The 13,184-nt window shown below is 41.6% G+C and carries 5 protein-coding genes and 1 tRNA gene; 3 read left to right on the forward strand and 3 right to left on the reverse strand.

The genetic code is table 11. The annotated features are described in order from the left end of the window. Positions 1–12: 12 nt before the first annotated feature. The 3 genes from BN3912_RS04580 to BN3912_RS04590 form a co-directional block, all read right to left on the reverse strand. Complete coding sequence (locus BN3912_RS04580) at positions 13–3,201, reverse strand: SusC/RagA family TonB-linked outer membrane protein (protein WP_023984688.1); 3,189 nt, start codon at positions 3,199–3,201, stop codon at positions 13–15. A 105-nt stretch (positions 3,202–3,306) separates the two neighbouring features. Next, on the reverse strand, positions 3,307–6,996 hold the full coding sequence (locus tag BN3912_RS04585; protein WP_036859804.1) for a ZmpA/ZmpB/ZmpC family metallo-endopeptidase-related protein: 3,690 nt from the start codon (positions 6,994–6,996) through the stop codon (positions 3,307–3,309). A 708-nt stretch (positions 6,997–7,704) separates the two neighbouring features. Next, positions 7,705–7,778 (reverse strand) — tRNA-Met (locus tag BN3912_RS04590). A gap of 816 nt (positions 7,779–8,594) precedes the next feature. Here BN3912_RS04590 and BN3912_RS04595 point away from each other — a divergent pair. The 3 genes from BN3912_RS04595 (at position 8,595) to BN3912_RS04605 (ending at position 13,023) form a co-directional block, all read left to right on the forward strand. Further along, complete coding sequence (locus BN3912_RS04595) at positions 8,595–10,496, forward strand: LptF/LptG family permease (RefSeq protein ID WP_023984686.1); 1,902 nt, start codon at positions 8,595–8,597, stop codon at positions 10,494–10,496. Between the two features lie 28 nt (positions 10,497–10,524). Beyond that, on the forward strand, positions 10,525–11,736 hold the full coding sequence (locus tag BN3912_RS04600) for a bifunctional 3,4-dihydroxy-2-butanone-4-phosphate synthase/GTP cyclohydrolase II (protein WP_016665302.1): 1,212 nt from the start codon (positions 10,525–10,527) through the stop codon (positions 11,734–11,736). 195 nt (positions 11,737–11,931) lie between these two features. Beyond that, positions 11,932–13,023 (forward strand): hypothetical protein, encoded by a 1,092-nt coding sequence (locus BN3912_RS04605; RefSeq protein ID WP_023984685.1) that lies wholly within the window; start codon positions 11,932–11,934, stop codon positions 13,021–13,023. Positions 13,024–13,184: the final 161 nt, after the last annotated feature.

The raw sequence follows: 13,184 nt of genomic DNA on the forward strand, positions 1-13,184 counted from the left end.
ATTTCTTAGCCATTAAATATTGAAATTAACGCCGACAGAGAATGTCCTGACATTCGGATAAGATATACCGTTATTGGTATTAAGCTCCGGATCCCACAGCTTAAACTTACTGAAAGTAAATACATTCTCGCCCATGATATAGAAACGGCCGCCCTTGAGTATACCGTTACGTTCCCATGCCTTAGGAAAATAATATGAGATGGTGAACTGTTTCAGACGCATAAAGCTTACATCGCGCTGCCACCAAGTACTTGTAACAAAGTTGTTGGTATTCGATGCGTCTTTCTCACCCCATGCCAAACGCGGATAAAACACATCGGTCTTGGTCGGATTATTAGAGTTCCAACGATCGGTAATATTAGAATAAAGGGTTCCACCTCCTGTAGAACTCCGGAACGGACGTATACCATTCCCTTGAAGTTCGCGGTCTGCATCGGCCACACCTTGGAAAAGAACACCCACGCCGATATTCTTATAACGAATATCTCCTCCGAAACCGTAATAGATACGGGGAATATCACCTCGCCCTATACATGTCATATCGTTTTCGTCGATGTGTTTATCACCGTTCAAATCTTTATACATAATATCTCCCGGTTTTACCAGTTCTCCCGGATGAGTTTCACCGAACTGCGTAATACCACGCTGAGTAATCTGTTCGGTACTGGTATACAGGCCTTCTGCAATGTATCCCCAACGGGCAAGCACATTGTGTCCACGGCGTTCCAACCACGGATATGCCGGCTCTGCTTCCGCGTTTTCAACGACTTTATCCGTATTTTCTGTTATGTTGCCACGCACGGATACGAAAAGGTCTTTACCGAACTGATGGCTATATTCCAACGCTATTTCATAACCTTTGTTCTTTACTATGCCGACATTAGCAGATGCCGTAGCGGCAAATCCTGCAAGAAGAGGCAAATTGTTGCGGTCTACAAAGATTTTTGTACGGCGCTCCTTGAATAAATCGAACACAAATGTAAGGTCGTCGTGCAGGAAATTGATTTCGATACCGAGGTCTTGCTTACGTATCTTCGACCACTGTGCTTGGAAACCGTATTTATTGTATCCAATGCCATCAGTGCCCCAATAAGAGCTGTAACCGCTCTTTCCGGTAATCTCGGTAAAGTAACCGAAGCGACCGTTTTGGCTATCATTACCCACCGTACCGTCAGAATAGCGCAGTTTCAAGAAAGAGATAACATGCGAAACCGGCTTCCACCACCCCTCATTAGATGGCACCCAACCGATAGCCCATGCAGGGAAGGTACCGAAACGATGTCCCTTTGCAAAGTTCTCCGAACCGGTATAACCAAGGTTGGCTTCTACAAAATAACGGTTATCATAGTCATAAGTCGCACGCGCAGAAAGGCTCTCCTGCTTATGAGGTAACGAACCAATCAAGTCGCCATTGGCATCACGATAGTTTCTAATATTGAAAACAACAAGACCACTCACATTGTGACGTTTCGCAAATGTATGCTTATAGTCGAGTGCCGCTTCAAAATAGAATGTACGATACACCCACTTGTCGGATTTGAAAGACATGGTTGTATTGCCTTTGAATTCTTCTTGAAGCTTAATATTGCCATTCTCGTCATAAAGATTTCCGTCATCAAGCCATGTATCACCGGTAGTAGGATCCTTTGAACCGCTCGGTTTCCACGTACTGTTATCTACGGAATAAGACAATGTTTGCCTTGCTCTCACATCGAAAGCGACAAGTGCTCTTGCCGTAAGTCCTTTGCTCCAATCCCAAAAACCGAGGTCTTGTGTAATCTTCAGGTTCGAGTTAACCTGCGTATTATACTGCGTTTGGTAACCTCTACGGGTAAGCTCTACCCACGGATTATCAAGTTCACGCTGAACTTGCGAATACCCCGGGTTCTCTCCATTGGGATATTGCACCGGATAAATAACCGGATTTGTATTCATTGCCCTTGTATAAATATCATTAAGACTTCTATTTGGATAGTTTCCACTGGCAAAATAACCACTTACGCCGACATCGATATTTGTCATCTTCGTAGCCTTTAGATTAACGTTCGTCAAGAAGTTGTAACGATTATAGTCGATCTCGGTGCTGTAATCTTGTGTTGGATCGGTCTTCGTCAGGCCTTTCTCCTGATAATAAGAAAGTGAGATGTAGTAATTAGCATTCGGTGCCCCTCCCCGTATATTGAGATTTACGCGCCGGTTCCATCCATACTTATGATAGAGTTCTCTCATCCAATCTACATTAGGATATAGATATTTGTTAATTGAACGCTGATTTTCCAGCTCTGCTCTCTGTTCAGAAGTAAGTTCAGGTGTAGGAAGTCCGTTAGCTACTTTCGTATTTGTTATATATTGTTGTGAGTAATATGCCTTTCCATAAGAATTATTATACGCCTCGTTCACAGCATTCATATATTCTATACCATCGGCAAGATCGGGTATTTTTGTTAGCTGTGTAATTCCTTGATATACATCAACAGAAAACTTTGGCTTACTTACAACACCCGGTTTCGTAGTAATTATTATAACTCCGTTACCGCCTCTCACTCCATATACAGCCGTAGAAGCTGCGTCTTTCAATACAGTTACCGACTGAATATCTTCTGGATCGAGGTTATTGAAACTACGCTCAATACCGTCGACAAGTATCAACGGTCCTTCATTACGGTTGGTAAGTGTAGAGATACCACGCACCCAAATATCGGAATCATCTTGCCCGGGAAGCCCCGTACGCTGCACGGAAACCACACCCGAAACGCGTCCGGCAAGAATAGAACTCATATTTGCAACCGGTGCTTTTACATGATCCATCTTCAATGACGACTGTGCACCAAGCACAGACACTTTCCTTGCTGTGGTATAACCCACAACCGTAACTTCGTCAAGTTTACTTACTTCATCTTTCAAAACAAAGTCTATCAATGTTCCTGTTACCTTTCGTTCCTCAGACTGGAAACCGATATATTCAGCAACAAGTACTGCTTTATCCGAAGAACACGTAATATTATAAGTACCATTCACATCGGTAACGGTAACATTGTTAGTACCTTTTTCTTTCACAGAGACACCTATCAACGGATCACCATTAACATCTTGTACACGACCGGTGACCTTAATAGGCGCAGCAAAAGTAGGAATGGATACAAGTAATATTGCAATAAGCAACAAACCTTTCCATAATTTTTCTGTATTAGTTTTAAACATATAATAAGGGTATTAGTATCAATACCGCCGGAATATCCCGCACGGAATAATTCTATTAAATGTAAACGGTGGCCGAAGTTACCTCCGGTCACCTTATTTTTCAGTTTAGTTATTAACTACCTTATAAGATTTCATCGTACCATTGTTTACAATAGTAATGATATAGAGACCATGCCCCGGAAGAGCAAATATCGCTTTACCGCTGCTTACATTTACGGAACCTACTTGTTGTCCGGCAACATTCATCACATAAACCTTAGCGGTTCCATCGATACCTGCAACCGTAAGAACATTATCAGATGCAGATATGACATAACCGACCATAGTATCGTTTGTAATAATATCATTGATACCTGTAGATATGTTTCCGAATTTCTTCAATACCGGATAAGGATATTTCGCATCAGCAGGATCGATGCTCCAGATATCGGTAAAGTTCCAACCAAGGTCTGTATAGGTACTTGCAACTTTCAAGAGTGCAGCGTTCACTCTTGTTGCATCTTCTACATTTCCACCTTCGACGGTTATATTCTTCGTAGGCCATGCCAAAGCATTATCACCCTCTACATTAATCGTAGCATTATCATTGATAACATTGTTAGTAAAGTTAACTATTGCATTCGGAGAATTACCGGGGCCATTTCCTCCAATAAACGCACTGGCTGCGTGAGGAGAACCTTTACCGACGGATGCAAGATTACCAATAGATACGCAATTATTGATTTCAATCGTACAATTTCCCTTGTCTATCAAACCTATAATTCCGCCAACCCATCCGCGAGTGGTCACCGATGCAGAACCATTATAATAACTGTTGGAAACATTAAGGCTGCCTGTCGTACATCCAAAGAAACCTCCGACCTGACTGTAGCCCGTAACGTTGACATCTACATACGTATTGGTCACAGCAACACTATTACCATCACCGGCAAGACCGGCAACATGATCGTTACCTATAACCGTTCCAGTAACAGCTACTTGGTCGACTGTACCGCTTAGCAATGTACCTGCGAGTATTCCTACATGGTTGCTGCTCGGAGCATTAATCGTTGCATTGACAAATGCAAGGTTCTTGATCGTTGCATTATTAGTATAACTGAAGAAACCAATTTCAGAACCTCCTGTTTCATTGATTGTCATATTCAAAATCTTATGACCGTCGCCATCTAACGTACCACTGAATTGTGCAGACTTGCTACCGAGTGGATGGAACTCTACACCATTCATATCAATATCTGTAGTAAGCCTATAGTTTCCTGCCAAGTTTCTGGTAATCTTTTGAAAATCATCCACTGTCGAAATTTCAGTAACCGTACTGCTCTCTCCAATATAAACTCCAAAACTATCGTCACCAGATACTGTAAAATACGAGGCGAGACCATCTGCGAACAGAACTTTTACGGTTACATCGCCCGAGCCTTTAAAGTTTCCATTTTCATCTCCTGCGTAAAGGGCGACTTCTTCTTCTGAATAGGAAGCAAGTTCACTGCCTTGAGTAAGAGTAAAGTTGATGTCTTGTCCCCAAGATGCATGAACACATTTCAAACTGATTGCCTCAGAACCATCCTTATAAAGGATAGACTTATTCAACGGCATATCGAATATTGTTGTTGTAAGCGGAGCATTCATCCACTTTAATACTGGCAACATTTTTCCCTCTGCCCCGTCAAAATATTTCCAATTGTTATCGAAATCGAAACCGAGTTCTGTCAAGAAAGCTTTCGTTTTAGCCGTTTTATCAGCCACATTAGCTGCATTTGCAGAAGTTGCATCCGTCTGGTTTTCCATTACACCGGCATCGTTAGAATCGGAACCGATATACACAGTCTCCATTGCATAATTATTCTCCAACGTAACAGCACGGTTTGCAGGATTCGTAACCCTACGTATCATAGAGCCATAGATATGGGAAGCAGCAACCAAGTTGTTCCTAATCGTCGTCGTAGCTATGGTTTCTTTGCCTTCTGCATCATGCCCGGCAACATCAATCAAGCTAACGATACCGGTAACATTTCCTGAGCCTTTACACTCAACGATACCAGTAAAGATACAATGCTCGATAAGTCCGCCACGGGAAACTCCCACCAAACCGCCAGCCTGATAATACAGAGATACTACATGCGAATCCGAAATGCAGTTAGAAACAGTTCCGCCAACCATATTCGGATCGTCTTCAGACAGTCCTTCCACATTTCTTATCATACCGACAAGAGCACCTGTATGATCATGTCCTTCAATATATGAGTTAGCCACATAGCAGTTCTTAATAGTAGAGCCTTGAAGTTGTCCTACGATCGTACCTACGTCCTGATCTCCTCCTACTACATTTGCATTTTCGAAGCCAAGGTTCTGTATAGTTGCATTTTGAGCAACTTCGAAAAATCCTACACGACTCGTAGATTTTTTGATTGTCATGTTTTTAATAACATGACCCTGACCATCGAACGTTCCAGTGAACGTTCCTAACGGAGTCCAGTTTTCTCCTGCAAGGTCTATATCGTTCATCAACTTGTAATCACCGCCAAGGTTATTTGCCATTTCCTTTAAGTCTTCCACGGTAGAAAGGTTATAGTTCATGCTTTCTACATGGATATTCTGTGTAAAAGTGGCACCATTAGAGAAAGCATCCCCAGCTGTAGTATAAGTTACTACGGCATCGCCGAGGCCTACAAACTTCAAGTTCGTACCATCTACTACGACTGCATCGGTATTACTGCTTGTAAGGGTAACCGGTCTTTGCAATGCAGACATGGCTCTACTGCTATAAGTTTTGCCGATTACACACTTTGCCGGAAGCGAATTTACCGCAATACCGTCGCCATCAAGCGGATAAGTCATACCCGTAAGAACGGGGTATACTCCATCCGCCAATATCCAAGTAGAAGCATTAAAGCCTATTCCCGTATAGGTAGAAGCTTTCTTTAAATCTTCTACACTCGTCAATGTGCCCTGAAAATCGCCTTCAAGAGTTGAGATATCAACCTTTTGTCCGGCACTGTAAATCACAGTCGAAGCCGAAGAAAGGTTATTCTCCGCAATATAGCTTCCACCATTGCTCCAACCGATAATACTGTGTACTTTGTTATTTGCCCCCGACAACATAACGGGAGCACCAACACTACCTTTCACATTGGCCGTGCCGCCATCTATTATACTGACAATGCCACCGGCACCATTGCTCGGTGCAGTAGCCGAGCCTAAGAACAATACATTGGTAAAAACGGCACCGTTCGTCCATCCGGCGATGCCTCCACCCTGATGAGTAGTGCTGAACGCACCGGCTGTAGACATACAGTCGCTGATCGTTGTAAGGTCTCCGGCATCATCTCCAATACGAGCATCGCCCACTATACCACCAATATGATCGTAACCAACCAGAGTTCCAGAAGTGAAAACTTTCGTTATTTCTGTCGCACTTGCCTGTCCTGCCACAATTCCGGCCTGCTTGTTACCGAGGATATTCGCACCGGTAAAGCGTACATTTTGAATTGTAGCTCCCTTGGTAAACGCAAAGAAACCTACATTATCAGCTCCCGACTTAATCGTGAGCCCCTTGATAGTATGCCCACCTCCATCAAACATACCGGTAAACGGGGTACCGGAAGTACCTATGGGCACCCACTCTTCGCTCAGAGTAATATCGTTCGCAAGAACATAACTACCCGCCAAATCATCGGCTATAGCCTTCAAACCAGCCTCATCTGTGATCTGCGTCTGTGCATAGACACCCACCGAAGCCATCAAAGCAATTGCCATAACCAACGATTTCTTTAGTTTAAGTAATGTTTTAAACATAATTAATTGATTAATTGGTTAATAATAAAAAATAATAGATATAGAAACTAACTTCTTTATATTCGTATCAGTTATCAAGTATTCCCGCCAACTGTATTTCATCATTCGACTGATCGTACCACAAAAAACAGCTTAAAACTTATTGTTTGTTCGTTTCATAAGGTATCACAGTTTAACTTATAGGGTTGGTAGTCGATTTAAAATCTTTATTCTGTATCGGTATATGTACAGCAAAGATAATACAAATGAAAGCAACAAGAGCTTATTTTCAAATTACCAAATGCTGTTTTTCCTTCTGTAAAATAAGCTGCACCTCGATAATTTCAGGCAGACTTGATTACACTCGGTTTACATTATTCGTGGCAAAGATAAACATTTTTTTGCTAACACACTACTTTTTTGCCAGAAAAAAAAGAAAAAATTAAAAGAAAAGTAAACATAGAATATTAAAATCACTACATCTTTTATGAAAGGACATTCTATTAACTTACGATTGTCAAAGATCTATTTATGACAATATAATCAAACAAAATATTTTACAAGAAATACAATTTCAAACCAAATATCTATTCCCAAAATAAATGGTGACTACTGTTTGCATTCAGATTTAAAACAAGCTATCGTCCGAGCATACCAGTTGCCAAAACCTCATAGTTTATAAAATAAAAATCCCTGCAAGCCTACAACTTACAGGGAAACTGTATTAAGTAGCGGGGGTGGGACCCGAACCCACGACCTCCGGATTATGAATCCGACGCTCTAACCAGCTGAGCTATCCCGCCATCTTTCTTGTTTTGCGGGTGCAAAGGTAATACAAACTTTTCGAATACACAAAAAATATTCATTATTTATTGTGCGCACCTTTATTTTTTGTTCTTTACTTTTTGAATACCAAAAATAAATCTGCAAAATACAGAAAATCTGCAAATAATAGGCCTAAAAGTTGAGTTTCGCACGTTTTTTAAGCAATGAGTTCATCTTTATCGAGAATATATGCCGATTACGGACAGTAATTATCTATGCAAAATATCTCCTACATATATACATTATTAAGTTTCTATTACTTTCTTTTCATACAGCTATAACGAAATAAAGCTATTGATTGCAAAGTGATCATATCGACATTTAAGCTGATAGAATGTCAGCAAGGTTTCGCATAAACACAATTTCTTTCAGCCATACACCTATTTGCCAATTGGTATACAACTATCATGTACCAGCAATACAACATAACCGAAGAAAATGTATACCATCGTAATATGAAAAGAAAGTTTTATCGGAAGAACATTCAACATACAGTTTTCCATTGTATTTCTGTCATATCATCAGCACAAACACAGTTATATTACCATGATAAACAACGTTTTATAAGAGTGCTGACAAATAGCAACAAAAAACACATTTTCTTGTTTTCTATGTTCTTTTATCACAAACGGCCATACTTACCAAGCGACCGGAAAGTATCTATATACATAAATTAAAAGAGGTGAGGATAATGTTCATCCGTAATAAAAAATACAAAAAAGAAGAATATCTGATATTTTTATGCTAATTTTGCATATCTGTTTACACCCTTGTGCAGAACAAATAAGGTTAACATGCTTCGGATCAAAAAATTAGATATATTCATTGCAAAACAATTCGGCTTGCTGTTCATAGGAACATTTTTCATCTGTCAATTCGTACTGATGATGCAGTTTTTATGGAAATCTATCGACGAATTGGTGGGCAAGGGATTATCTATGGAAGTCATGGCACAGTTCTTTTGGTATGCCGGACTGATGTTAGTACCGCAGGCTTTGCCTCTTGCAATACTCCTATCTTCGCTGATTGCTTTCGGTAACTTGGGCGAAAGCAGCGAGCTTACGGCCATCAAGGCTGCCGGCATATCATTGATGCAGGCTTTCAGATCACTGATTATCATTTCTATCATAATCAGTTTCAGTTCTTTTTACTTCCAAAATTACATCGGCCCTACGGCAAACATGAAGATTGCACAGTTATGGATATCCATGAAACAAAAGAGTCCGGAACTCGCTATTCCCGAAGGTATATTCTACGATGGTATCCCCAACAGCAATCTTTACGTACAAAAAAAAGACATGCAAACGGGTAAACTCTACGGTATCATGATATACCGTATGACCGGAAGCTATGAAGATCAGGCCATAATCCTTGCCGATTCGGGCATGTTACAGTCCACTGCCGAGAAGAAGCATCTCGTACTAACGCTCTGGAGTGGCGAGTGGTTCGAAAACATGCAGGCCGAAGAACTTGCTAACAGCGCATCCGTACCCTACCGAAGAGAAACATTCGTATCGAAAAAAATTATCCTCGATTACGACGGCGGGTTCAGTATGGCCGACGCCAATTCGCTCTCTAACAATGCCAGAGGCAAAAGTCTCAAGCAACTTTACCAAGGCATAGATTCATTAAGACAGGTATACGACAGCATCGGGAGGGTGTTCCTTGCCGATGTAGACCGTTCTGTATTCCCTACACTAAACCTGTCTAAACACGATTCCATAGCTGCAGTGAAGACCGCCATGCGAGGATCGTACAACTTCGATTCGATATTCAATAAACTGACACCCGATGCCAAATTGAGTGCAACCAACTATGCATTAAACAAAGTGCAGTCGGAAGTAAGCGATTTAGACTTCAAGAGTATGATCACAACCGATGGTGACAAGCTCATACGAGAACACCGTATAGAAATGATCAGCAAGTTTACGTTGGCACTTTCGTGCCTGATATTCTTTTTCATCGGTGCTCCTCTCGGCGCCATTATCAGGAAAGGAGGCTTGGGAGTACCCGTTATAATCTCGGTACTTGTATTTATCGTGTATTATATTCTGGACAATACAGGCTACAGAATGGCCCGTGGCGGCATGTGGACAATAGAATTCGGAAAAGGACTGGCACCCGCCGTACTCATTCCGCTGGCCGCTTTCGTTACTTATAAAGCCAATAAAGACTCCGTGGTATTCAATATAGACATGTATCGCGAAATGTTTATGAAAGCATTCGGTTTGCGTGTAAAGCGCCATATCTCCAGCAAAGAGGTTATCATCAACGATCCTGTATATGCTGAAGATGCTGTTAAACTCGAAAGAATGAGCAGCGAGATAACGGTATACTCTAATGAGCACAAACTGGTATCGGCACCGAATATCATCAAAGTATTCTTCAAATATCAGCCCGATCATGAAATTGAACGTATCAATGATGAGATGGAAAAGGTTATTGAAGACCTTTCAAATACGAAAGACAAGGTTATACTGCATGAGCTCAACAGCTATCCTATTCTCGCGGCCAAGTCCCACACACGTCCGTTCGAACACCAATGGATGAACGTTGTTGCAGGATTGATCATACCAGCAGGAGTTTTCTTTTACCTTCGGATGTGGCGTTTCCGTATCAGACTGTATCGTGATTTAAAAACTATTCAGCGTACCAACGGCAATATTGTGGAACGCATTCGAACAATGAACTTATAAAGATATCATAATATTAATGTATAGAAATATGGGAGACTTCAAACTAAATAGCATCGAGGATGCTGTAAAAGATTTCAAAGAGGGTAAATTCGTTATCGTTGTAGATGATGAGGACCGTGAAAACGAAGGAGACCTTATTATCGCAGCCGAGAAGATTACCCCCGAAAAGGTGAATTTCATGCTGAAGAATGCCCGTGGTGTATTGTGTGCTCCGATTACGCTGTCGCGCTGCGAAGAGCTCGACTTACCGCATCAAGTGAGCGATAACACCTCGGTATTGGGTACTCCTTTCACGATAACCATCGATAAATTGGAAGGTTGCTCTACCGGTGTTTCCGCTCACGACAGAGCTGAAACCATTAAAGCCCTTGCCGATTCTTCTTCTACCCCACAGACCTTCGGGCGACCGGGGCATATTAATCCGCTGTATGCCCAAGACAACGGCGTGCTCAGACGAAGCGGTCATACCGAAGCAGCGGTAGACCTATGTAAACTTGCAGGGCTATACCCCGCCGGTGCATTGATGGAAATCATGAGCGAAGACGGCACGATGGCACGTATGCCAGAACTGCAAAAGAAAGCACAAGAGTGGGATATCAAGATCATTACCATTAAAGATCTCATTGCTTACCGACTGAAAAGAGAGTCTATTATCGAAGTGGGAGTAAAAGCAGACATGCCCACGAAATACGGTCACTTTAAGCTAATCCCCTTCCGTCAGCAAAGCAACGGCGTCGAGCACATGGCATTGATAAAGGGCGAGTGGAACGAAGACGAGCCTATCCTCGTGCGCGTACATTCTTCATGTGCCACCGGCGACATACTCGGAAGCAAGCGTTGCGACTGTGGCGAGCAACTGCATAAAACCATGGAAATGATAGAAAAAGCCGGTAAGGGCGTCATCATTTACATGCAGCAGGAAGGAAGAGGCATCGGACTGATGAATAAAATGGCTGCTTACAAACTGCAGGAAGAAGGTTACGATACAGTAGATGCAAACGTACATCTTGGGTTTAAACCCGATGAACGCGACTACGGATGCGGTGCACAGATGCTCCGGCATTTGGGAGTTCATAAGATGAGACTGCTTACCAATAACCCTGTAAAACGCGTAGGATTAGAAGCGTATGGTTTAGAGATCGTAGAGAACGTTCCTATTGAGATCGCTCCGAACGAATACGATTATAAGTATCTGAAGACCAAAAAGGAACGCATGGGGCACACATTGCACCTTAAATAAAAACAAACACGACCTTTAACAAAGATAGGCATATTCTCTAATGGGAACAGATGAGCTGTGTGTCAAAACTTGTCGCACGCTTTTTACAACACATTGATTATCAACAACAAGGCTCTATTCTATTGTGTCAGCATGGAATAGAGCCTTTTTTATACGATAATTATTTTTTATATTTGCAATAAAAATAAAATGTGTATGAAAAAAGGTATAGTTATACTTTTCGCAGCAGCGGCACTTTTACTCGGCGGATGCAAGCCTCATCTCAATCAGAAAACCGCTAAATTGGTAAAAGAACTGGAATTTTACGGTCAATTTTATACCTCTCCGCACACTGGAATGAGCGGCACAAAGAGTGCACAATGGGATATTCCGGAACATCTTTCGCAATGTGCCTCGATGAAAGAGCTTACCTATCTGGCATGGCAGCACGAGTCGCCGGTGGTAAGGCTTAGCGCTTTCAAAGCCATTTTGATAAAAAATCCCGAGGTGGCAGTAAAAATGGCCATTGTAAACCTAAACGACAAAAGTGCCGTAGCTACCATCAACGGTTGCGAAGGTGCCACCGAAAGCACAGAAGACCTGCGCATACAAATGATACAAAATAACGTAAAACGGTATCATATATCAAAGAAAGACTCGATACAGATCGATAGTTTGGTGCTCTATACGCCCCATCTTGGATATATGTATTATCTTAATACTTTACTCGACAAGTTGCCTCCCCTTCCCCGTTACTATAATAGAATAAGGAACATTTATATAAATGAAGACAATACAGATGCCCTGCCGATGCTCGCCAAATATCGGACAAATGAAGCAAAGCGATTTATATTCGAAGAATTGCAACCAAAGAAGGTTCCCGTTATTAAGGCTTCCTATGAAACTATAATATATACAGTTAGAAAAACAGGAGAACACGACTGGAACGGAAGAGACAAACTCACGATTAAGGATGTATATTATTGGCCTGATGATCCTGATTACAGAAAGTATAATGCCTACAAAGCCATTGCCAACTGGCCTAATCAAGCATTTATACCCACCGTAAAGAAGATGTATATATCAGGTATTATACAGAATGATACACCTGCGGCAGAAATCGTATTCCGTGCACTCTTAGGTTACAAAGAGCCGTGGGCATACGGCTTGTTGGAAAAAGCAGTCAGCAGAGAAGGAAAACCTGCCGACGACTATTATACGGACTGGAATCGATATTGTTTTCATGAAGCCTACAGAGAAAATCCGTCAGCTTACTATCTTCCCTTGGCCAAAAAGTATCCGGAATAACCGTTATGTGTACTGGCATGCAATGAGAATAACAATAATTTGTACAATTAGAATAAAAAAGGAGGCTTTAAATTACAAAAATAACAAATAACGCTGAAAATATAACACAGTTTCTTCTTCGAAAAGAATAAATTGTTTATTTTTGCAAGTAATACAAAACA

This window comes from Prevotella phocaeensis, from assembly GCF_900065875.1.
In the GTDB taxonomy this organism is placed as follows: domain Bacteria; phylum Bacteroidota; class Bacteroidia; order Bacteroidales; family Bacteroidaceae; genus Prevotella; species Prevotella phocaeensis.

What these genes read in the sequence shown, in the direction of transcription:
- BN3912_RS04580 (WP_023984688.1), bottom strand. Translation starts at nt 3,201, where the DNA reads ATGTTTAAAACTAATACAGAAAAATTATGGAAAGGTTTGTTGCTTATT.
- BN3912_RS04585 (WP_036859804.1), bottom strand. Translation starts at nt 6,996, where the DNA reads ATGTTTAAAACATTACTTAAACTAAAGAAATCGTTGGTTATGGCAATT.
- BN3912_RS04595 (WP_023984686.1), top strand. Translation starts at nt 8,595, where the DNA reads ATGCTTCGGATCAAAAAATTAGATATATTCATTGCAAAACAATTCGGC.
- BN3912_RS04600 (WP_016665302.1), top strand. Translation starts at nt 10,525, where the DNA reads ATGGGAGACTTCAAACTAAATAGCATCGAGGATGCTGTAAAAGATTTC.
- BN3912_RS04605 (WP_023984685.1), top strand. Translation starts at nt 11,932, where the DNA reads ATGAAAAAAGGTATAGTTATACTTTTCGCAGCAGCGGCACTTTTACTC.